This is a genomic window from Streptomyces sp. NBC_01237 (genome assembly GCF_035917275.1).
In the GTDB taxonomy this organism is placed as follows: domain Bacteria; phylum Actinomycetota; class Actinomycetes; order Streptomycetales; family Streptomycetaceae; genus Streptomyces.
The window spans coordinates 1,007,252-1,027,548 of sequence record NZ_CP108509.1 but is presented as its reverse complement, the minus strand read 5'-3'; the positions used below and the strand labels follow the sequence as shown (position 1 = coordinate 1,027,548).

The 20,297-nt window shown below is 73.1% G+C and carries 21 protein-coding genes; 10 read left to right on the top strand and 11 right to left on the bottom strand.

The window, feature by feature from the left end; all coding sequences use genetic code 11:
* Positions 1 to 27 precede the first annotated feature (27 nt).
* From OG251_RS40825 to OG251_RS40805, 5 genes are all read right to left on the bottom strand, one after another.
* Entirely contained in the window at positions 28 to 738 is a 711-nt protein-coding gene (locus OG251_RS40825) for a polysaccharide deacetylase family protein (RefSeq protein ID WP_326682313.1), read from the bottom strand.
* Positions 735 to 1,889, bottom strand: a complete 1,155-nt coding sequence (locus OG251_RS40820; protein ID WP_442818462.1) for a Gfo/Idh/MocA family protein — start codon at positions 1,887 to 1,889, stop codon at positions 735 to 737. The genes OG251_RS40825 and OG251_RS40820 overlap by 4 nt, the downstream gene beginning before the upstream one ends.
* A gap of 74 nt (positions 1,890 to 1,963) precedes the next feature.
* Positions 1,964 to 3,598 carry an FAD-dependent oxidoreductase gene (locus tag OG251_RS40815; protein ID WP_326682312.1) on the bottom strand — a complete coding sequence of 545 codons (1,635 nt, stop codon included), beginning with the start codon at positions 3,596 to 3,598 and terminating at the stop codon, positions 1,964 to 1,966.
* A gap of 13 nt (positions 3,599 to 3,611) precedes the next feature.
* Positions 3,612 to 4,784 (bottom strand): GntR family transcriptional regulator, encoded by a 1,173-nt coding sequence (locus OG251_RS40810; protein ID WP_326682311.1) that lies wholly within the window; start codon positions 4,782 to 4,784, stop codon positions 3,612 to 3,614.
* A 210-nt stretch (positions 4,785 to 4,994) separates the two neighbouring features.
* Positions 4,995 to 6,065 (bottom strand): LacI family DNA-binding transcriptional regulator, encoded by a 1,071-nt coding sequence (locus tag OG251_RS40805; protein WP_326682310.1) that lies wholly within the window; start codon positions 6,063 to 6,065, stop codon positions 4,995 to 4,997.
* A 307-nt stretch (positions 6,066 to 6,372) separates the two neighbouring features.
* On the opposite strand from OG251_RS40805, the gene OG251_RS40800 reads away from it, so the two are divergent.
* The 4 genes from OG251_RS40800 (at position 6,373) to OG251_RS40785 (ending at position 10,651) form a co-directional block, all read left to right on the top strand.
* Positions 6,373 to 7,224, top strand: coding sequence for an ABC transporter ATP-binding protein (locus OG251_RS40800; protein WP_326682309.1), 852 nt, complete (start codon positions 6,373 to 6,375; stop codon positions 7,222 to 7,224).
* Positions 7,221 to 8,531 carry an ABC transporter permease gene (locus tag OG251_RS40795; RefSeq protein WP_326682308.1) on the top strand — a complete coding sequence of 437 codons (1,311 nt, stop codon included), beginning with the start codon at positions 7,221 to 7,223 and terminating at the stop codon, positions 8,529 to 8,531. Before OG251_RS40800 ends, OG251_RS40795 begins: the two co-directional genes overlap by 4 nt.
* 117 nt (positions 8,532 to 8,648) lie before the next feature.
* Positions 8,649 to 10,007 (top strand): sensor histidine kinase, encoded by a 1,359-nt coding sequence (locus OG251_RS40790; protein ID WP_326682307.1) that lies wholly within the window; start codon positions 8,649 to 8,651, stop codon positions 10,005 to 10,007.
* Positions 10,007 to 10,651, top strand: coding sequence for a response regulator transcription factor (locus OG251_RS40785; protein WP_326682306.1), 645 nt, complete (start codon positions 10,007 to 10,009; stop codon positions 10,649 to 10,651). Before OG251_RS40790 ends, OG251_RS40785 begins: the two co-directional genes overlap by 1 nt.
* A 73-nt stretch (positions 10,652 to 10,724) precedes the next feature.
* On the opposite strand, the gene OG251_RS40780 is transcribed toward OG251_RS40785, so the two are convergent.
* The 3 genes from OG251_RS40780 to OG251_RS40770 are packed head-to-tail and all read right to left on the bottom strand — an operon-like array spanning position 10,725 to position 12,741.
* Positions 10,725 to 11,372 (bottom strand): TetR/AcrR family transcriptional regulator, encoded by a 648-nt coding sequence (locus OG251_RS40780; RefSeq protein WP_326682305.1) that lies wholly within the window; start codon positions 11,370 to 11,372, stop codon positions 10,725 to 10,727.
* A complete protein-coding gene (locus tag OG251_RS40775; RefSeq protein WP_326682304.1) occupies positions 11,369 to 12,049 on the bottom strand; it encodes a DUF4166 domain-containing protein in 681 nt (226 codons plus the stop codon). The genes OG251_RS40780 and OG251_RS40775 overlap by 4 nt, the downstream gene beginning before the upstream one ends.
* Positions 12,046 to 12,741, bottom strand: coding sequence for a hypothetical protein (locus OG251_RS40770; RefSeq protein WP_326682785.1), 696 nt, complete (start codon positions 12,739 to 12,741; stop codon positions 12,046 to 12,048). Before OG251_RS40770 ends, OG251_RS40775 begins: the two co-directional genes overlap by 4 nt.
* Before the next feature lie 214 nt (positions 12,742 to 12,955).
* Here OG251_RS40770 and OG251_RS40765 point away from each other — a divergent pair, with 214 nt between their 5' ends.
* From OG251_RS40765 to OG251_RS40755, 3 genes are read left to right on the top strand one after another with little or no spacing between them, the layout of a single operon-like run.
* Positions 12,956 to 13,633: an ABC transporter permease gene (locus tag OG251_RS40765; protein WP_073721313.1), complete on the top strand. Its 678-nt coding sequence runs from the start codon at positions 12,956 to 12,958 to the stop codon at positions 13,631 to 13,633.
* A complete protein-coding gene (locus OG251_RS40760) occupies positions 13,630 to 14,307 on the top strand; it encodes an ABC transporter permease (RefSeq protein ID WP_326682784.1) in 678 nt (225 codons plus the stop codon). The genes OG251_RS40765 and OG251_RS40760 overlap by 4 nt, the downstream gene beginning before the upstream one ends.
* On the top strand, positions 14,304 to 15,260 hold the full coding sequence (locus OG251_RS40755) for an ABC transporter substrate-binding protein (protein WP_326682303.1): 957 nt from the start codon (positions 14,304 to 14,306) through the stop codon (positions 15,258 to 15,260). Before OG251_RS40760 ends, OG251_RS40755 begins: the two co-directional genes overlap by 4 nt.
* Positions 15,261 to 15,299: 39 nt before the next feature.
* Here OG251_RS40755 and OG251_RS40750 read toward each other — a convergent pair whose 3' ends face one another.
* Positions 15,300 to 16,274, bottom strand: coding sequence for an acetylxylan esterase (locus OG251_RS40750; RefSeq protein ID WP_326682302.1), 975 nt, complete (start codon positions 16,272 to 16,274; stop codon positions 15,300 to 15,302).
* Positions 16,275 to 16,379: 105 nt separating this feature from the next.
* Between OG251_RS40750 and OG251_RS40745 the strand changes: the two genes are divergently transcribed.
* Entirely contained in the window at positions 16,380 to 16,655 is a 276-nt protein-coding gene (locus OG251_RS40745) for a DUF2087 domain-containing protein (protein WP_326682301.1), read from the top strand.
* A 22-nt stretch (positions 16,656 to 16,677) separates the two neighbouring features.
* Here the strand turns inward: OG251_RS40745 and OG251_RS40740 are convergent, their stop codons facing one another.
* Positions 16,678 to 17,841, bottom strand: coding sequence for an ABC transporter ATP-binding protein (locus tag OG251_RS40740; RefSeq protein ID WP_326682300.1), 1,164 nt, complete (start codon positions 17,839 to 17,841; stop codon positions 16,678 to 16,680).
* Positions 17,842 to 17,947: 106 nt separating this feature from the next.
* Here OG251_RS40740 and OG251_RS40735 point away from each other — a divergent pair, with 106 nt between their 5' ends.
* Positions 17,948 to 19,243, top strand: coding sequence for an alpha/beta fold hydrolase (locus OG251_RS40735; RefSeq protein ID WP_326682299.1), 1,296 nt, complete (start codon positions 17,948 to 17,950; stop codon positions 19,241 to 19,243).
* Between the two features lie 89 nt (positions 19,244 to 19,332).
* On the opposite strand, the gene OG251_RS40730 is transcribed toward OG251_RS40735, so the two are convergent.
* A complete protein-coding gene (locus OG251_RS40730; protein ID WP_073721321.1) occupies positions 19,333 to 19,905 on the bottom strand; it encodes a rhodanese-like domain-containing protein in 573 nt (190 codons plus the stop codon).
* A 99-nt stretch (positions 19,906 to 20,004) separates the two neighbouring features.
* Here OG251_RS40730 and OG251_RS40725 point away from each other — a divergent pair, with 99 nt between their 5' ends.
* The gene (locus OG251_RS40725; RefSeq protein WP_323137936.1) at positions 20,005 to 20,283 is read left to right on the top strand and encodes a metal-sensitive transcriptional regulator; all 279 of its coding nucleotides are present in this window, start codon (positions 20,005 to 20,007) and stop codon (positions 20,281 to 20,283) included.
* Positions 20,284 to 20,297: the final 14 nt, after the last annotated feature.

The following is a 20,297-nucleotide window of genomic DNA, read 5'->3' as shown; positions in this document are numbered from 1 at the left end:
CGGGGGGACGCGTCGGCCGGCGAGCGGTCAGGGGAGCTCGTCGAAGCCCACGCAGGGCAGTGACAGATCGTCGGCGAGGGCCAGGAGCGCCTCCAGCCGCGCGGGCGCCACATGGTTGGCCTCGTGCGCCTCGGCGATGCAGTGGGCGTACAGCGTGGAGACACCGCCGTCCTCGGCCGTCGTGCGCAGCGTCGCCTCGATGCCGGTCAGATCGTGGCCGTACGCGACGGGCCCGCGCCCGGAGTCCACCGAGCAGCCGAGCAGCACCCGCCGGTCCGCGAGGTCCGCGGCGGGAACGCGCAGGTCGGCCGCGAGCGCCGGATCGGCGCGCCGGTCGGCGGGTACGCCGCCGCGCAGCCGCTCGAAGAGGCCGAGCAGCAGCCGGTCGGTGCCGTCGTCACGGGCGCTGCACGGGTAGGCGAAGCTCCTGGGCGCGAAGCCGAGGCGGCGCAGCTCCTCCAGCGCGGGCAGGACCTCGCGGCGGAGATAGGCGCCTGCGCCGTGCGCGGCGACGAACTCGGGCGCCCGTTCGTGCCGCAGGCCGTGGCAGCCGATGGTGTGGCCGTCGTCCGCGAGCCGGTGCAGCAGCCGCCGGTCCTCGCGGTCGAGCCGGTCGGGCTCGCAGACGAAGAAGGTGACCCGGGAGCCGTACCGGCGCAGCAGCGGCGCGGCGGCGGCCCACTCGCGTAGGTGCCGGTCGTCGAAGGTGAGCAGCAGAGCCCGGGTGGTGTCCGTCATCGCCCGGACCCCTCGGGGGCCCAGCCCGGTACGGAGCCGTGCAGCGCCGTGTAGAACGGGTCGCCCGGGACGATCTCACCGGCGAGCACCGTGGCTCCGGTCAGGGCCGCCTTGTACATGGCGGTGATCAGCTCCAGGGAACGGCGCCCGTCCCCGGCGCTCGCCCGGGGCCGCCGCCCCGCCCGCATGTCGGCCAGCAGCGAACGCAGTTGGGCGCCGTGCGAGCTGGGGATGTCCTCGGCGGGCGTGGACCGGGCGGCCGTACGGGCGGGGTCCACACCGGGCGCCGGGGTGTAGGTCCAGTCTCCGTTGCCGTACCCGTACAGATGGTTCAGCTCGATCGTGGCGTCGCGCAGGTCGATCCGCAGATGGCTGACCTGGCGGGGCGAGAGGGCACTGTTGACGACGGTGGCGAGGGCGCCGGAGGCGAAGCGCACGGTCGCGGTGGTCACGTCGTCGGTCTCGGTGTCACGGGCCAGTCGGCCCGCCATCGCCCGGATCTCCGCCCAGTCCCCGAGGAGTTCGAGCATCAGGTCGATCTGGTGGATGCCGAGCCCCATCGCCGGGCCCGCGCCCTCGGTGGCCCACTTTCCGCGCCAGGGGACCGCGTAGTAGGCGTCGTCGCGGTACCAGGTGGTCTGGCAGTGGGCGACGAGCGGGGCCCCCAGCCCGCCCGAGGCGATCAGCGCCTTCGCGTGCTCGGCGCCCGATCCGAACCGGTGCTGGAACACGATCGGGGCGTACGGCCCCGCCTCGCCCTCGGCGGAGGTCATCGCGTCGTACTCCGCCAGGCTGAGCGCGGGCGGCTTCTCGCACCACACCCAGGCCCCGGCCTCCAGTGCGGCGACGGTCTGTTCGCGATGGGCGACGGGCGGGGAGGCGATGACCACGAGATCGGGACGCACCTCGCGCAGGGCGGCGTGGAGGTCGGTGGAGTGATGGGGGAGTGCGAAGTCCGCGGCGAAGGAGCGGGCGGCCTCCGCGTCGGCGTCGACGGCGCCGACCACCGTGAAGTCCGGGGCGTGTGCGAGGAAGGCCGGCATATGGACGGCGCGGACGATGTTGCCCGCGCCGACGAACAGGACACGGTAGGGGGTCACAGACACGGAAGGCCGTCCAGGTGAGTGAGCGGGGTGGTGGTGGGCAAGCATGCTGGTAAGCGTTTTCCCGCAGCCCGGGAAAACGCCCTCCCCGAGAGGAGGGCGGAGGGGGAGGCCGGATGGTCTCAGAGCGTGGCGTAGAGCACTCCGGCGCTGTTCACGGGCCCGGTGCGCAGTTCGTCCGGCCAGTCGAGGGCGATGCCGAGGGAATCGCTCAACCGCCCCTGGAAGGAGGCCAGCCTGCGCTCGCTCGCGCGTACGGCACGCGGCGGCAACCGGTGCTCCAGACAGTACGAGACCAGGGCGCCCACGGCCTCGCCGATGCTCCACTGGCCGCAGTGCCCGCCGAGTGCCGGGGCGCTGATGTGCGTGGCGCCGACGTTCTGCCCGGCGGGGAGCAGATTCTCCACCCGTACGGGAAGCAGTGCGCCCAGCGGCAGCTGGAACGGCAGGCACTCCAGATCGAGCCCGTCGCCGCCCCCGGTGCCCGGCTGCAGGGTGATGCGGGAGCGCAGGGTCCCCACGCTGTCGGTGAAGGTCTGCGCGCCCGGCGCCCCGGTCCTGGCGGCTGCCGTGAGGTGGTGTTCCCGCACCGTGAACTCGGCCCGTATGCGCCGGGACTCGCGTATCCGCGGCGACTTGGCGAACCCGTCCGCCGTCCCCGTCACATCCGGGCGCAGCCGCAGTTCGGGGTAGCCGTGGCCGCCGTCGTGGCGGGGCGCCCGCGTCTGCATCCAGTGGAGGAACGACAGCGCCTGCTCACGCGCCTCCCGCTCGGCCCGGACCCGTGCCCCCTCGCCGAGCCCCACGAGCGGGAGTCCCGAGTAGGCCGTCTGCTGCCAGTCGACCAGAGTGATGTCGCTGTCGAAGGTCCCGGGCAGATACCGGCTGCGGGCGAGCGCCCGCCGCTGGTGCCAGCGGTCGTTGGGCGGCGCGGCCCACGGCGGGACGTCGTCCGGCTCGTGCAGGAACAGGGGCACGGAACGGAGCGAGCCGCTGCCCGGTTCGGCGGTGTCCCAGGAGAAGGCGGCGGACCACCGGTCGTAGCCGGCCGGCCGGTCGACCGTGTGGTCCTCGCCGGGGCGGTGGTCCAGGGCGAAGACCCAGGAGACGGGCTGCTGGTCGAGCGGGTCGGCCACCGCGGCGGCGTGCGGCTCACCGGTCTCCTCCCGGGACTCGGCCCCGGTGATGTGCTCGACGCCCGCGAGTTCGAGCAGTTCGCCCAGATCGGTCGCGTCGACGACGTACGAGGCGGACACGGTCAGCCGCTTCGCGTCCGGGCCCTCCAGGGTGACGGCGGCCACCCGGTCGCCGTCCGGGTGGGCCACGACCGGCCGGTGCGACAGCAGCAGGGTGATCCGGCCCGCGGCCAGGTGCGGGGTCAGCAGCTCCTGGACGACGGCGAGCGCGGCGCGGGGTTCATGGCTGAGATGGCCGGTGGTGCTGAGCCCGGGGTCGAGCAGCGGATCGGCGTACGGTTCCGGGCGCAGCGGGTAGTTGCGCCGGTAGAAGTCGCGGATCCGCTCGCGCAGATCGCGGTAGCCGGGGGAGACGGGGTCCAGTTCGATGCGGTGACCGTCGGCGAGCGGCAGCGCCTGCGCGGTGAGCAGACCGCCGGGCCAGTCGGTGGCCTCGGCGAGCACCACGTGGTGGCCGAAGCGGGCGGCGGTGAGCGCGGCGGCGAGGCCGCCGAGGCCGGCACCGACCACCAGGACGTCGGTCGCGAGCTCGCGGGCGGGGGGTTCGGGGGTGGCGGACACAGGAGTCTCCTCCTCAGGGCCGGGGGGCGGCGACGGTGCGGAGCCGGACCGGCGCGGAGTCGCGCGTCCTGATCCGGACGGGAAGCACGATCTGCTCGGCGCTGCGGTAGGGGTCGTCGCCCGCCGCGCGCTCCGAGATCCGGGTGACCAGGAGTTCCACCGCGCGGCTGCCGATCTCCCGAGCGGGCAGCCGCGCGGCGAAGCTCGTCAGCGGCAGCAGATCGTACGGGCCGGCGTCGTCCATGCCCGCCAGCACGATCTCGTCGGGAACACCGATGCCGAGCGAGGCCAGATCGGAGGCCGCGGTGGCCACGGCGAAGCCATGGGCGCACAGCAGGGCGGTCGGTGGCTCGGGCGCGGCGAGCAGCTCGGACAGCAGGCGGATGCGCTCCTTGTCCGGCAGCGCGGTGTACGAGCGCAGCGCGGTCAACTGGGGCAGCAGGGGCTGCCCATGGGCGCGCAGGGCCTGTTTGTGGCCGGTCATCCGGTCATGGACGCTCGTGCACTCGGTCTCGCCCCAGAGCGTCGCGATGCGTTCGTGGCCATCGGCGAGCAGCTGTTCGGTGAGGCGGTAGCCGACGTCGTAGTTGTCCGCGGTGACCGCGTCGATGGCGAGATCCGGGAAATACCGGTCGACCAGCACCATGGGCAGGCGCAGGCGCCTGATCTCGTCGAGTACACCGAGGTCGGGTGCGCCCTGGACGGGGTACAGGATGATGCCGTCGACCCGGTCCTCGACCGCCTGGCGCAGCATCTTGTCCTGGCGCGCCGTGGACGCCTGGTGATCGGCGTGGCCCGTGGCGGTCATCCGCATGGCCGTGTCGGAGAAGAACAGGCGCAGTCCGCGCTCCGCACAGCTCGACTCGATGCCGCGCAGTACGTCGGTCTGGTGCGGCCCCTGGCCGCTGATGATGCACGCGATCACCCCCGAGCGCTGCGGGGCGGCGGACCCGTCCGCCCGGCCGCCGGGCGCGGCGACGAAGGTCCCGAGGCCGCGGCGGCGTACCAGCAGGCCCTCCGCGACAAGGTCGTTGAGCGCGCGTACGGCGGTGGTGGAGCTGACCTGGAACCGCTCGCGCAACTGGTTCTGCGTGATGAACGGGGCACCTGCCTCGAACTCGTCGCGCGCCACCTCCGCCCGCAACTCGTCCTTGATGCGCTGGTACTTGGGCTCGGACGTGCCCATCCAGCCACCACCCCCTCGGTTTGACGCGTCAAAGCAGCGTGGGTACCAGTGTGTTGAGGGTTAACGCATTATTTCAAGGGGGTTGCAGGGAAAATTTGCCGCTTAGTGCGTCAACTGAAGGGGGAGAGGGCTCGGAACGCGCGCGGCGGGGCGAGCGCGGTGACCGGCTGGGCGTTCGCGGACACGGCCCGCGGCCCGGCCCGGCGGGCCTCAGCCGGTGACGCGCGGCGGCGGGGCCGTGCTGGCCCGCACCACGAGCCGCGACGGCACCGCGAGCGACCTGGGCGAGGCCGACGCGTCGCCGAGAGCCAGCAGCAGCGCCCGGCGCCCGATCTCCTCCAGCGGCAGCCGTACGGTGGTGAGTGCCGGAGTGACGTCACAGGCCACCGGAAGGTCGTCGAACCCGACCACGGAGACCTCTGCGGGGACGCTGCGGCCGAGGTCGTCACGGAGCGCCGCGAGAGCGCCGAGAGCCATCGCGTCATTGAGCGCGAACAGCGCGGTGATGCCCGGGGACCTGCGGAAGAGCCGCACCGCCGCGGCACGCCCGCCGTCCCGGGTGAAATCGGCCTCCGCGCGATGCCGCTCCTGGACCTGGACGCCCAGCTCCGCCGCCCGTTCCAGGAATCCCCGCAGCCGGTCCTGTACGGAGACCAGGGCCAGCGGGCCGCAGATGACGCCGATCTCGGTGTGCCCGAGCCCGGCGAGATGCTCGGCCACCGCACGGCCCCCCTCGCGGTTGCCCGGCACGATCGTGTCCACCGGCAGCCCCTCGTGCGCCACCGCGGTCACCCGGCCGCCGTGCGCCGCGAACGCCTCCAGTTCCTGGGCGAGCGCGGGGCTGCCCCCGGTGAAACCGGACCCGGCGAGGATGACGGCCCGCGCCCGCTGGGCCCGCAGCCGGGCCACGTACTCCGCCTGGAGGTGCGGCTCGTGGAACGTCCCCGCCAGCATCACCAGGAGCTTGTGGTCGCGGGCGACCTCCATGACACCGGCCGCGATGGCGGAGTAGTAGGCGTCGTTCACATCGTGGACGATCAGCCCGATGATGGAGGTCGTGGACTGCACGAGCGCCCTGGCCGGCGCGTTGGACACATAGCGGAGCCGGGCGGCCGCCTCCAGAACGCGCTCCTGGAGCTCCTGGGTGACGTTGCGGTCGCTGTCGCTGAGCACGCGCGACGCCGTGGCGAGAGATACCCCGGCGTCCTGCGCGACCTGCTGGAGCGTCACGGCGGACGGCGGGCGGGGGCGGGCGGAACGTCGATTGACCTGGCTCGGCATAGGGCTACGATAGCCGCACTGAAAGCGTTTTCCCATTGCATCCATCGGCGGATCCGACGCCGTGGACAGCTCGCCGGGTCAGCCGCCGGCCGGTGGCCGGAGCAGTCCGAACGGTGAGCCCCGGCCGTCGTGGCAGAGCCGGAACCGGCCGAAGCGGGCGGCCGAGGCGTCGTCGGAGCCGCCGGGGTTCGGAAATCCCGAACCCCGCATCCGGGTGGCCGCCCCATTCCGGGCCCCGCGCGTGGCTTCGTACCGTCGGGGAGTCGTCGGCGGGTGGCGCCGGCCGAGGAAAGCAGGCAGAACCGCGATGGACCTTTTCACATCGGCGGGCAGCCGACCGGTTCTCGAACTCGACCGGGTGTGCCGGACCTACGGGCGGGGGCCGGGTGCCGTGCACGCGCTGCGCGATCTGGACGCCCGGCTGCGCCGGGGCACGTTCACCGCCGTGATGGGCCCCTCCGGATCCGGGAAGTCGACGTTCCTGCAGTGCGCGGCCGGCCTGGACCGGCCCACCTCCGGTGTGGTGCGGCTGGCCGGACAGGAGATCGGCCGGATGCGGGAGCGGAAGCTGACCCGGCTGCGGCGGGCCCGCATCGGGTTCGTCTTCCAGTCCTTCAACCTCCTCCCCGCGCTGACGGTGCAGGAGAACGTCCTGCTGCCGCTCCGGCTCGACGGCGAGCGGCGCGATGCCGCACGCGCACGGCGGATGCTCGCCCGGGTGGGCCTGGACGGACGCGAGGACGCCCGCCCGGGGCAGCTCTCCGGCGGACAGCAGCAGCGGGTGGCGATCGCCCGTGCGCTGATCACCGAACCGGAGGTGGTGTTCGCCGACGAGCCCACCGGCGCGCTCGACGGCGCGACGGCCGCCGGGATCGTGGGACTGCTGCGGGAATCGGTGAGCGCCTTCGGCGCCACGGTGGTGGTCGTCACGCACGACCCGCTGGTCGGCGCGGCGGCGGACCGGCTGCTGCGGCTCTCCGGCGGGCGGCTGGCCGAGGACACCGCACCGGCGCACGGCCCGGCCGGAAGCGGCGTCCAGGGGTTCGACCCGCCCGGACACGGCGCCCACGAGCCGTGCGCGGTCGGATGCGGCGCCCACGAGCCGGTCGGATGCGGCGCGCACGGGTGCGGCCCGGCACAGGACGGACCGTTGTCATGACGACCGGACTCGCCCGTGCCTCCGTACGCTCCCGGCCCTCCGCCTTCGCCGGTACCTTCGCCGCCCTCGTCCTCTCCGCGACGGTGGTCACCGCCTGTGTGGCGATCGCCGTCTCCGCCGCGGGGGCGCCCGCGGCCCCGGGGCGCGCGGCGGTCTCCGAGATGGGCCTCGCCTTCACCCTGGTCACCGTCTATCTGTCCGTCTTCGTGATCGGACAGGTGATGTCGCTGTCCGTCGCCCAACGGGGCCGCGAGAGCGCGCTGCTCCGGGCGATCGGGGCCGGCCCCTGGCAGATCAGACGCATGGTCGCTGCGGAGGCCCTGTGCACCGCGCTGCTCGCCCTGCCCGTCGGGTACGGCTTCGGCTCGCTGCTCGCCCGCGTCTGGTTCGACGGGATGTCCGCGCACGGCATAGTGCCCGACGGGTTCTCGGTGAGCGTCGGGTGGCCCTCGTTCCTCGCGGCGGCCGGGGTGCTGGTGATCTCCTCGCAACTCGGCGGAGTGATCGCCGCCTGGCGCGGCTCGCGCACCCGCCCGTCGTCGGCGCTCGCCGCATCGGCCGTGTCCGGTGGTGAACGGGCAGGCGTGGTACGTGGGTTGTCGGCCGTCCTCGCGCTGCTCGGCGCGGTCGCGCTGACCGCCGCCGCACGGGACGGGTCGGTGGAGGACGCGGGGGCCGCGATCCCTCTCGTCCTGCTCGCCCACCTCGTCGCGATCGGGCTCGCCGGGCCGTGGATCGGCCGCCTCACCGCCGCGGTGGCGGCGCCGCTGCTGCGCGGGCCGGGCGGCGCGGCGGGGGAACTGGCCGTGGCCGGTGCGCGGGCGAGGGCGCGCAGGCTCTCCGCGGCGGTCACGCCGATCGCCCTGGTCACGGCCTTCGCACTGGCCAAGTTCGTCTCCCTGTCCGGGGCGGGCGATCCGGACTGGATGGAGGTCTTCGGCACGCTCCTGTACGCCGGTTTCGCGGGCTTCGTCGCGGCGAACACCCTGATCATGCTGACCCTGGAGCGTCTGCGGGAGTTCTCCCTGCTCCGGGCGGTGGGTGCCGGGGCCCGGCAGATCGTCGCCGTCGTCCTCTGGGAGGGCGTCATCACCGCCCTGGCCGGGGTGGGCGCGGGCACCGTCGCCGGCTGCGCCGTGATGGTGCCGTTGGGGGAGAGGACCGGCACTCCGCTCTCCGGTCTGCCGCCCTGGGCCTGGGCGGCGACGCTCGCCTCCGGGCTCCTGCTGGTCCTGGCCGCCTCGTGCGCGCCCCTGGTGCGGATGCTGCGGGTGCGGCCGATGGAGGGGATGGTCCGGAGCACCTGAGGAGGAGAGATCATCTCCGGACACGACCGTGGTGGTGTCCGCGAGCGTGACGGTCCGCCCCGTCGCCCTGCCCGCCCCCGCCTGCCCTCCGCTCATCCGCCAGGAACGGACCCCTTCGTGCCTCCTCGTACCACCCGCCCCCTCGGCGTTCTGTGTTTCCTCGGCGTCCCCGTCTCCCGGACGCTGCGCCGGGAGACCGCGTACGCCGTCCTCGCTCCGCTGCCCGGCTTCATCTGCGGGATCGCGCTCCTCGAACTCCTCGCCGTGTCGCTCGTCGCCTCCGTGACGCTGGTCGGTCTGCTCCTGCTGGTCGGTGTCCTGTTCGCGGCCCGAGCGACAGGCGCCCTGCACCGCGGGCTGCTGCGCGGCCTGCTGGGGGAGGACATTCCCGCGCCGCCGAAACGGAAGCGGCGCGGCGGGGGCTTCCTGTCCGGCGTCCGCGCCCGTCTCACCGACAGCGACGGGTGGCGCGCCGCCGCCTTCGGTGTCGCGTACGCACCCCTGGGCCTGGTCCTGTTCGCCGTCGCGGTGGGCCTGCGGCTGTACGGCATCGCCGCACTCGCCTACCCCCTGTGGTGGCGGGCCGTAGAGACGGACGGGCGTCCCGGTATCGGCCTGGTGGGCGACATCGGTCTGGACACCTGGCCGAAGGCGCTGGCCACCGCCCTCGTGGGCCTCGCCGTGCTCGCCCTCTCCGCCTGGTCCACGCGCGCCCTGCTCACCCTCGTCGTACGGCCCACGGCCCGAGCCCTGCTCGGTCCGGGGCGGCTGGCGGACCGGGTGACCGTCCTGGAGGAGACCCGTGCGCTGGCCGTCCAGGACTCGGCGGCCACGCTGCGGCGCATCGAACGCGATCTGCACGACGGTGCGCAGTCGCGCCTCATCGCCGTCGCCATGGCCCTCGCGGGCGCGCGCGACCAGCTCTCCCGCGCATCGGGCGACTCACCCCAACTGATCCGGGGCCGCGCACTCGTGGACTCCGCGCTCGCCGACTCCCGTACCGCCATCGAGGAGTTGCGCGACCTCGTCCGCGGCATCCATCCGCCCGCCCTCAACAGCGGCCTGGACGTGGCGCTGGAGACCCTGGCGACCCGGGCGGGCCTCCCCGTCGCCGTACGGCTCGATCTGCCCGACCGGCCGCCCGAGGCCATCGAGTCGATCGCGTACTTCTGCACGGCCGAACTCCTGGCCAACGTCGCCCGCCACGCCGGTGCGGACCGGGCCGAGGTCGAGGCGTATGTGAAGGGCGGGGTGCTGCGGGTGACCGTGCGCGACGACGGCCGCGGCGGCGCCGGCCCCCGTCCCGGTGCCGACACCGGGGCCGGGGGCACCGGGCTCGCCGGGCTCGCCGAACGGATCAGTACGGTGGACGGGCGGCTGCTGATCGACAGCCCCGACGGCGGCCCGACCGCGGTCACCGTCGAACTGCCGCTGCCCGCCCAGGTCCCCCGCACCGTCCCCCAGGAGTCCCGCTGATGCGCATAGTGATCGCCGAGGACGCCGCCGTCGTCCGTGAGGGGCTGGTGCAGCTGCTGCGCGACCGGGGCCTGGACGTCGTGGCGGCCGTCGGTGACGCGGACGCCCTGCTGGACGCCGTCGACGTACATCTGCCGGACGTGGTGGTCGCCGACATCCGGATGCCGCCCACCCACAAGGACGAGGGGCTGCGCGCCGCCCTCGAACTGCGCCTGCGCCACCCCGACCTCGGTGTGCTGCTGTTCTCCCAGTACGTCGAGACCCGGTACGCGGACCGGCTGGCGGCCACCGGGATGTCCGGTTTCGGATATCTCCTCAAGGACCGGGTCGTGGACGTCGCCGACTTCGTGGACGCCCTGCACCGCGTCGCGGACGGCGGCACCGCGCTGGACCCGGAGGTCGTCACCCGGCTGCTGGCCGCCCGGCGCAAGGAGGACGGACTCTCCGGCCTCACCTCTCGGGAACGCGACACCCTCGCCCTCATGGCGGAGGGGCGGACCAACACCGCGATCGCCGCGGCGCTCGGCATCTCGCAGCGCGCCGTCGAGAAGCACACGGCGGGCATCTTCACCAAGCTCGGCCTGCCCCGCACGGAAGAGGGACACCGCCGGGTACTGGCCGTACTGCGTTACCTCGACACCTGACCGGCACCCGTGCGGGGGACACACCCACGGCCTTCCCCGGCCGGCCTCCCGCCCCTGGCCGGGCCCGTCCCGCTCACTTCCCGGTGCGCCGCAGCCGGCGCCGTACGGCGCGCTGCGCCACCGGACCGAGCCCTTCCAGGACATCGACCAGCGCGGCGAGCTGCTCCAGAGCGTCGAGCGCCCGCCCGGCGCCGTCCGGGTCGACCCCGTCGTACAGCTCCAGGCCGACGAAGGACGCCGCGACGGCGCGGGCCAGCCCGGCGGGGTCCGCGAAGTCCCCGAGCGGGGTGGTGGCGACGACTCTGACCAGGACCTTCTCGATCTCGTCGGTCCACAGCTCAAGACCGGCGGCGGTGGCGGGGGCGAGACGCGGCTGCGTCTGGGCGCCCGCCAGCAACTGGGCGAGGAAGGCGACATGGCCTCCGGCCCGTTCCTCGGCATGCAGCTCACGCCCGCACCGGAGCAGCTCGCTCAGCGTCGTGACGGAGGCGAACCGGTCGCGGTAGCGGGCCACGCGCTGCTCGGCACCGTGGCGGCAGGCAGCCGCGAGGAGTTCGTCGACGGACCCGAAGTGGTAGAAGACCAGCGCCTGATTGACCCCGGCGGCGGCCGCGACGGACCGGGCGGACGTCTTGGCGATGCCGTGCTCGGAGAGGGTGCGCAGGGCGCCCTCCATCAGCTTCACCCTGGTGTCCTGACCGGCGGCGCTCCCACCGGTCATGCCCGCGCCTCCTCGCGCACGGGACGCAGCCCGGCGCGCACGCCGTGACGCCGGGCATCGACGTACCGCGCGCGGAACGTGCCCTCGTACCCGAACAGCGGGCCGAAGTGCGGGTTGGTGACCGCGACCCGGATCCGGAAGCGTCCCGTCGCGTCGTCGTAGGACTCGCGCACTTCGGCGTCGCCCCGGAGGAATCCGGGGACGCGGACGTCGAACGGCCCCTCCCGGAAGCGGTGTTCGCCCGAGCGGATCAGCAGCGATCCGTCGGGCTCGGCGGCGAGCCGCAGATCTGTGGCGAGGTGCTGATGGGTGCCGAGGTAGTCGAGCACGCAGGACCGCTCGGGGCTGTGCACCATCGTGGCGTCGAACCGGCGCGGCCCGCGGGGCAGCGCGAAGGTCCGCACGAACGTGACGGTCTCGCGGCCGAAGGAGTCGGTGTACGGCACGTTCTCGATGGTGAAGGGAATGTCACGGCCGGTACGGGGGACGAGCACGTTGCGGGTGCCGCCGAGGGCGAGGAACGGCTTCACGAAGGCCCGCCCGTGCCAGATCCGGTCCATGACCCCGCGTCCCAGACAGGCCTCCCCGCTGTCCAGACCGACCGAGAAGCGCCGCCGCAACTGGGGGTGCAGCCGGTCGAACTCCGGGCCCATGGCGAGGCGGAAGATCGAGGTCATGGACGCTCCAGCAGTCGCAGGACGGCGGGTGCGGGGGCGGTGGCACGGCCCGGCGGCCGGCGAAGACAGCGGCGGGCGGCGGGAGTGACGGGCAGCGGCGGCAGCAGCAGCGCGGCCGCCGCGGCGGTGAGCGCGGCGCCCGGCCCCAGAGGCAGCGCCGCGGGCACGGCCAGCAGCCGGACGGCGACCTCGGCCACGGCGTACCCGAGGGAGCGGGCGGGGCTGATGCCGCGTTCGCACCAGAGCCGCAGCCGGTCGAAGGACCAGGCGGTGGCCCAGCCCATCAGCGGCCGGAACCCCAGCCGGTCCACCAGCGAGCCGAAACGGCCCCAGCGGGTCCGGTAGTCGTAGCCGGTCAGGAAGCGGATGCCGTCGGACGTCGGTACGTATCGCCAGTAGCCGCTGCCCTCGGCGAGGAGCGAGAGGGGCTGGGGCGAGGAGAACCGGAGGGCCGACACCCGCTCGCCGTCCGGCCGGTGCCGCTCGCCCGCGCTGGTACCGGTGCCCGCGACCGTGAGGAAGGGGGCCACCCGGGTGGCATAGCGGAACCGCCGGGCAGCGTCGGGGGCGCCCGGCACATACGTGATCTCCGTGAAGCGGAGATCCCAGCGCTGGTGATGCGCGGGGTTCTGGGTCAGCTCCCAGAGTTCCTCCGGATCCACACGGATCAGTGCCTCGACGTACAGCCCCACGTCTGCCCCCGGTTCGTCCATGGTCCGTCCAGGGTTGAGCGATCGCTCAACCCATCACCGGTCCGGGACACTAGCAGGAATTTGAGCAGTCGCTCAAGACGGGGGTTTCGTGCGGGGCGGCCGGCTCCGGGCCCGGGGACGCCGGGTCCGAGCACCCACCTCGAACAGGCGATCATGACGGGCGTCCACCGGACTCCCGCGCTCCAATGGACGAGTGACCGCGCCCCCCGACGACTGCCTCGCGCGCAATGAGTGGATCTGCGGCGCCTACCTCTCCAGCCGCCGGGAGATCCTCTGGGACGCGGTCGTCCAGCACCTTCAGCTGACCGCGGTCTCGGTGCTGATCGGACTGGCCATCGCCCTGCCGCTCGCCCTGGCAGCCCGCCGCCGACGCTGGGCGGCCGGGCCCGTGCTCGGGCTGACGACGATCCTCTACACGATCCCGTCGCTCGCGATGTTCTCGCTCCTGCTGCCGGTGTACGGACTGTCCGCCACGCTCGTCGTCGCCGGACTCGTCCTCTACTCACTGACCCTTCTCGTCCGGAACATCCTCGCCGGACTGCGCGCCGTACCCGAAGAGACCCGGCAGGCGGCGCGCGGCATGGGCTACGGCCCCGCACGCCTGCTGATCGCCGTGGAACTCCCGCTCGCCCTGCCCGCGGCCATGGCCGGACTGCGGATCGCCACCGTCTCTGCGGTCTCCCTGGTCACGGTCGGCGCGATCGTCGGCCACGGCGGGCTCGGCAACCTCATCTACTCGGGCATGAACACCTACTTCAAGGCCCAGGTGCTCACCGCGTCCGTCCTCTGTGTCGTCATCGCCGTCGCCGCCGACCTGCTGCTCCTGCTCGTGCAGCGGTGGCTGACGCCCTGGACGAGGACACCGTCGTGACCACCCTCCGGGACACCTGGTCCTGGCTCACCACCGCAACCCACTGGTCCGGCCCCGACGGCATCTGGCACCGGCTCGGCGAACACCTCTTCCTCACCGTCGTCTGCCTGCTGATCAGCTGCCTCATCGCGCTGCCGGTCGCCCTGGTCCTGGGCCACCTCGGCAGGGGCGGCGCCCTCGCGGTCAACATCTCCAACATCGGCCGGGCCGTCCCCACGTTCGCGGTGCTGGTCCTGCTGCTCCTCACGCCGATCGGTACGTACGGTCAGTGGTCGACCATCATCGCCCTGGTGCTCTTCGCCATGCCGCCCCTGCTCACCAACGCCTACGTGGGGATGCGCGAGGTCGACCGGGACGTCGTCCGGGCCGCCCGGGGCATGGGCATGACGGGCCGCCAGATGCTGCTGGGGGTGGAGATCCCGCTCGCGCTGCCGCTCATCCTCACCGGCGTCCGGATCGCCGCCGTGCAACTCGTCGCCACGGCGACCCTGGCCGCCCTGGCCGGCGGCGGGGGACTGGGCCGGATCATCACCGCCGGCTTCAACCTGGCCTCCACACCCCAGGTCGTGGCCGGAGCGGTCCTCGTCGCCGTATTCGCCCTCCTCGTGGAAGGGCTCTTCGAGACGGGTCAGCGCCTCGCCCCGGACCGGCGCCGCACCCGGGAGGCCGCGTGACCCGCCTCCGTACCCGGTTCGCCCTGTGCTGCGCGCTCCTGCTGGCCGCCACCGCCTGCACCTCGGGCCCCACGCTGGAGAACCGGGGCGATGTCACGGCCCCGCCCGGCGACAGCAAGCACCTCACGATCGGGTCCGCCGGATTCACCGAGAGCGATCTGCTCGCCCAGATGTACGCGATCCTGCTCGACCGGGCCGGGTACTCCACCGAGATCATCTCCGTGACCAACCGGGAGATCTACGAACCCGCACTGGAGAACGGCCAGATCGACGTCGTGCCGGAGTACGCGGCCACCTTCGCCGACTGGCTGAACGCCAAGGCCAACGGTGCGGACGCCGCCCCGGTCGGTTCACCCGACCTCGGCACCACGATGAAGGCGCTCCGTTCGCTGGCCGCCCGTCGCGGCCTCGTGGTCCTCGATCCGGGCCGCGCCGTCGACCAGAACGCCTTCGCGGTCGCCGCCCCGTACGCGGCGCGGCACCGGCTCAGGACCCTCAGCGACCTGGGGCGCTCACGCCTGCCCGTGCGGCTGGCGGCGGGCGACGAATGCGTACAGCGCCCCTACTGCGCGCCCGGACTCAGGAAGACGTACGGCATCCGGATCACCGCCGTCGACCCGAAGGGCGTCGGCACCACCCAGGCCAAACAGGCCGTGCAGAGCGGTCAGGACCAGATGGTCCTGACCACCACCACCGACGCCACCCTGGACGACTTCGGCCTCGTACTCCTCGCCGACGACAAGCATCTGCAGAACGCCGACCACCTGGTCCCCGTCGTCAACCGTTCCCGGGCGGGCAGCGCCGGAGTGCGGGACGCGCTCGACCCGCTCAACACCGTGCTGACCACGGCCGCCCTGGCGTCGATGAACGAGGAGGTGGACAGCTGGCGCCGGCTCCCCGAGGACGTCGCGCGCCACTACCTGGAGTCCGAGAAGCTCATCCCGGCAGGGTGAGACCACGGCCGGCAAGGGGTGCCCGTCGCTCCGGGCCGGTCAGGCCGTCAGCTTTCCGGGCAGCCAGGCCAGTTGGGCGGCCTGCTGGAACGCGCCGCCGCCCTCGTGGTCGTTGAAGTCGTACACCTCGATCGTCTTGTCCTCGTGGGCGTACGCGTTGAAGGCCGCGAAGACCGTCGACGGCGGGCAGGTCAGGTCCTCCAGGGCCGTCGAGAACAGTGCGGGAGCCCGCCCGCGTGCCGCGAAGTGCACCCCGTCGAAATAGGCCAGCGTGGCGGCGGCCCGCGCGGTGCGGCCGCGGTGCGTCTTGAGGTAGTTGCCCACCTCGCGGTACGGCTGCCGGTCGGTGACGGTGACCGCGCGCGGGAAGTCGCACAGGAACGGCACGTCCGGAGCGACCGCCACCAGGTCCGGTATCAGCCCGCCGGCGGCGATGGCGATGCCGCCGCCCTGGCTGACCCCGGTGACGGCGGTGCGTGCGGCGTCGGCCAGCGGATGCGAACGCGCGGCCTCCACCGCCCGCACCGCGTCGGTGAACACCCGCCGGTAGTAGAACTCCCGGTGGTCCTCGATGCCCCGGGTCATGAAACCGGGCAGCGAGGGCGCGCTGCCCACGGGGTCGGCGGTGTCGCCCGGTGCCCAGCCGCTGCCCTGGCCCCGCGTGTCCATCACGAAGTGGGCGAACCCGGCCGAGGCCCACAGCAGATGCGTGTGGGCCAGGCCGCGCCCGCCGCCGTAGCCGAGGAACTCCACGACCACCGGCAGCGGGTCCCGGGTGCCCGCGGGAAGGACGAACCAGCCCTTGACCGGGTGCCCCCCGAAACCGGCGAACGTCACGTCGTACACCTCGACACTCGCCAGTCCCGTGCCGGTGCGGCGTTCGAAGCGGGCGTCGAGATCATGGCTCCTCGCCTCGTCCAGCGTCGTCGACCAGAACGCGTCGAAGTCCTCGGGCTCCACCGACCGGCTGCGGTAGGTGCGCAGCTCATCGAGGGGGAGGTCGAACAGGGCCATGCGGGACCGCCTTCGTCGCAGTAGCAGATGATCACACCGTACGGTTTCCGTCATCGCGCCGAAAAGGCGTTGCCCTCCCACCACCGGCCTGCGACGCTTCCGGCCATGCCCGAGAAACAGTCCAGCAGTGCGCACGGTGTGGCCGCGCTCTTCTCCCACGGACGTCTCACGACGATCCCCCGCAAGGTGGCACGCCGCGAACAGTTGCTGGTCCACCTCTCCGAGACGCTCTTCGAGCGCGAGCGCGCGTACACCGAGCGCGAGGTGAACGAGGCGCTGCTCACGGTGCACGAGGACTGCTCGGCGCTGCGGCGCCATCTCGTCGTCGCGGGGCTGCTGGTACGGCCCAAGGACGGCAGCAGTTATCGGCGCGGGCGGTAGCCGGTTACTCCGCGGGGCGCCCCTACGCGTCCGCGACGGAGTCGAAGTCCACGTCCTCGCGCCCCACGCCCTGGGCGTCCGCGTCCACCGAGCGGCGCAGCGCCTCATGGAGCTTCGCCGGAGTCAGTACGCCCAGGAAACGCGCGCCGTCCAGCACCGCCACCCACCCGGCGTCGTACTGGAGCATCTCGCTGAACGCCTGCTTCAACGGGGCGCCGACGGGCACCCACGCGTCCATCCGCCGGGCCAGCTCGCCCACCGTGCCCAGCTCCCCGGCGATCCGCAGCGCGTCCGCCGACACCCAGCCGTGCAGATCGCCCGCACCGTTCAGTACCACCGCCCAGCGGGCCCCCGACGCGCCCAGCCGGGCCGCCGCCGACCGGGCCGGCTCATCGAGGCGGGCCACCGGCGGCTCCCAGAGGTCCTCCGGCTCGATCGCGGTGACCGACAGCCGTTTCAGACCCCGGTCGGCGCCGACGAACCCGGCCACATAGGGCGTCGCCGGGGTGCCGAGCACGGCGGCCGGGGTGTCGAACTGCTCGATGCGGCCCTCCCCGTACACGGCCATCCGGTCGCCCATCCGCACCGCCTCCTCGATGTCGTGCGTGACCAGCAGGACGGTCTTCCTGACCGTCGCCTGAAGCCCGAGGAACTCGTCCTGCAACCGTTCCCGTACCACCGGGTCGACGGCACCGAACGGTTCGTCCATCAGCAGCACGGGCGGATCCGCCGCGAGTGCGCGGGCCACCCCCACCCGCTGGCGCTGCCCGCCGGACAACTGGGCGGGATAGCGCGAGCCGTACGTGCCGGGGTCCAGGCCCACCAGGTCGAGCAGCTCCGCCGCCCGCTCCCTGGCCCTGCCGCGCTTCCAGCCGACCAGCGCCGGGACGGTCGCGGTGTTGTCCAGGACCGTCCGGTGCGGGAACAGGCCGACCTGCTGGATCACATAGCCGATCCGGCGGCGCAGCCTCACCGGGTCGACCGCGGCGATGTCCTCGCCGTCCACCAGGATCCGGCCCGCGGTCGGCTCGATCAGCCGGTTCACCATCATCATCGTGGTGGTCTTGCCGCAGCCGGACGGTCCGACCAGGGTGACCAGCTCCCCCTCGGCGACCTCGAAGGACAGCCCGTCGACCGCGGCCGTGCCATCCGGGTAGACCTTGCTGACCTGCTCGAACCGGATCATGACTGCACGCTAGGAGCCCCCCGCGTACGGCGCACACGGGCCGGGACTGTCCGAGTCACGGCCATGTGCTGAACTGTCCCGGAACCATCTGATTCAGGAGCCTTTTGTGAGCAGCTACCGGCAGCCCGGTGTCGTCTTCACCGACCGTCATTTCACGGTCCCGCTCGACCACAGCGACCCGGGCGGCGAGCAGATCGAGATCTTCGGCCGCGAGGCGGTGGCGTCCGGCAGGACCGGGGAGCAACTGCCGTGGCTGATCTACCTGGAGGGCGGCCCCGGGTTCGGCGCCCGCCGTTACGTCGGCGCGGAGGCATGGCTGGGCCGCGCCGTGCGGGAGTTCCGGGTGCTCCTGCTCGATCAGCGGGGGACCGGCAGGTCCACCCCGGCGAACCGGCAGACCCTGCCGTTGCGGGGCGGCCCGCGCGAGCAGGCCGACTACCTCGGCCACTTCCGCTCCGACAACATCGTCCGCGACTGCGAAGCCATCCGGCCGCAGGTCACCGGTGGCGAGACCTGGACGGTGCTGGGACAGTCCTTCGGCGGATTCTGTGCCGTCCGCTATCTGTCGGCCGCCCCGGAAGGGCTCACGGCCGCTCTGATCACCGGCGGACTGCCCGCCCTGGACGCCCATGCCGACGAGGTGTACCGGGCCGCCTACCCCCGGGTCGAGCGGAAGGTCGCGGCCCACTACGCCCGCTACCCGCAGGACGTGCGGCGGGTCCGGGAGATCACCGAGTACCTCCTCGCCCACAGCTCCCAGGGCACCGGGCACCGGCTGACGCCCGAGGGGTTCCAGTCCCTCGGCATCATGCTGGGCGTCGGCAACGGGAGCCACCAGCTGCACTACCTGCTGGAGAACGCCTTCGTCCGCACGCCGCACGGAACCGAGCTGTCCGACGCCTTCCAGGAGGCCGTGCGCACCGCCAACTCGTTCGCCGGCCATCCGCTGTACGCCCTGATGCACGAGGCGATCTACGGCCAGGGCGGGCGGCCCACCGGCTGGTCGGCCGAGCGGGTCCGCGCCGAGTTCCCGCAGTTCGACGCGGCGGGCGCACTGGCGGGCGAGGGCCCCGTGCTCCTCACCGGCGAGACGATCCACCCCTGGCACTTCGACGTCGACCCGGCCCTGCGCCCGCTGCGCGAGACCGCCGAACTCCTCGCCAACCGCACCGACTGGCCCGTGCTGTACGACACCGACCGGCTCGCCGCCAACGAGGTGCCGGTCGTCGCCGCCGTCTTCCACGACGACATGTTCGTCGACACCGGGCACGCGCTGCGCACCGCTTCCGCCATCCGCGGGCTGCGCACCTGGGTGACCAACGAGTTCGAGCACGACGGACTGCGTGCGGGCGGACCGCGCGTACTGGACCGGCTGCTCGCGATGGTCAGGGACGAGATCTGACCGGAACCGCCCGGTGAACACGGGGAGCCGGCCGCACACCAGGTGCGGCCGGCTCCCTCGCCTACGTTCCGGGCGAACGCCCGCTCCGCTCACTTCTGGAGCGCCTCCAGCGTGGTGCTCAGGTCGGCGGCGGTGCGCGGTGCGCGGTTGTGCGGGAGCTTCGAGAGGGCCGCCGCCATGCCGCAGGTGTTGGTCAGCGCGGAGAAGACCAGGCCGGAGCCGATGCCGGCGGACAGCCAGCGCGCGGCCGGGAAGCGGAGCCCCGCCACCAGACCGGCCACCACCAGCGAACCGGCGGCGAGACGGACCTGGCGCTCCATCGGCCAGACGGCTCCGGAGCCCTCGGGCCGGTCCAGTCCGCGGCCGTCGCCCTCCCAGGCGGAGGTGCCGCCCGTGAGCGTCAGGGCGTCGATGTCCGCCCCGGAGAGGACCTCGCACGCCCGGGTGGAACGGACACCGGAGGCGCAGACCATGAGCAGCGTGCCGCGTGCGGAGGCCGACTTCAGCGCGGGCAGGGCCTCGGGAAGCCGGTCGAGCGGGACGTTCAGGGCGCCGGGGACATGTCCGGAGGCGTACTCGCCGGGGGCCCGCACATCGATGACGGTGAACTCCTCCAGACGGGCTGCGGCCTGGGCGGGGGACAGGGAAGCATGGCTGGTCACGAGCAGTTGGTCCTTTCGTTCACCGGGTGGGGAAGAGACAGGCGTCTCTCCTTCCCCGGACAGGTTAGGATACCCCTTGGGGTATTCGGAGGAGGATGTGTGGAACTCGACATGGCGGCCGACGAACTGAAGTCGGTCCTCAATCGCCTGCGCCGCGCCCAGGGCCAGCTCAACGCGATCATCAGGATGATCGAGGAAGGGCGGGACTGCGAGGACGTCATCACGCAGATGGCGGCGGTCTCGCGGGCCCTGGACCGGGCCGGTTTCGCGATCATCGCCACCGGACTGCAGCACTGCATGGCGGACGGTTCCGCCGAGCCCGCCGACCGCGACCGGATGCGCGCCAGGCTGGAGAAGCTCTTCCTCTCACTGGCCTGACGGCGCCTGCCCGG

Bases quoted from the DNA above. Each gene is read 5' to 3' on its own strand.
- OG251_RS40780 (WP_326682305.1), bottom strand. From the start codon at position 11,372: ATGACCGGTGGGAGCGCCGCCGGTCAGGACACCAGGGTGAAGCTGATG.
- OG251_RS40745 (WP_326682301.1), top strand. From the start codon at position 16,380: ATGCCCGAGAAACAGTCCAGCAGTGCGCACGGTGTGGCCGCGCTCTTC.
- OG251_RS40795 (WP_326682308.1), top strand. From the start codon at position 7,221: ATGACGACCGGACTCGCCCGTGCCTCCGTACGCTCCCGGCCCTCCGCC.
- OG251_RS40825 (WP_326682313.1), bottom strand. From the start codon at position 738: ATGACGGACACCACCCGGGCTCTGCTGCTCACCTTCGACGACCGGCAC.
- OG251_RS40785 (WP_326682306.1), top strand. From the start codon at position 10,007: ATGCGCATAGTGATCGCCGAGGACGCCGCCGTCGTCCGTGAGGGGCTG.
- OG251_RS40805 (WP_326682310.1), bottom strand. From the start codon at position 6,065: ATGCCGAGCCAGGTCAATCGACGTTCCGCCCGCCCCCGCCCGCCGTCC.
- OG251_RS40800 (WP_326682309.1), top strand. From the start codon at position 6,373: ATGGACCTTTTCACATCGGCGGGCAGCCGACCGGTTCTCGAACTCGAC.
- OG251_RS40820 (WP_442818462.1), bottom strand. From the start codon at position 1,889: ATGCTTGCCCACCACCACCCCGCTCACTCACCTGGACGGCCTTCCGTG.
- OG251_RS40750 (WP_326682302.1), bottom strand. From the start codon at position 16,274: ATGGCCCTGTTCGACCTCCCCCTCGATGAGCTGCGCACCTACCGCAGC.
- OG251_RS40775 (WP_326682304.1), bottom strand. From the start codon at position 12,049: ATGACCTCGATCTTCCGCCTCGCCATGGGCCCGGAGTTCGACCGGCTG.
- OG251_RS40810 (WP_326682311.1), bottom strand. From the start codon at position 4,784: ATGGGCACGTCCGAGCCCAAGTACCAGCGCATCAAGGACGAGTTGCGG.
- OG251_RS40740 (WP_326682300.1), bottom strand. From the start codon at position 17,841: ATGATCCGGTTCGAGCAGGTCAGCAAGGTCTACCCGGATGGCACGGCC.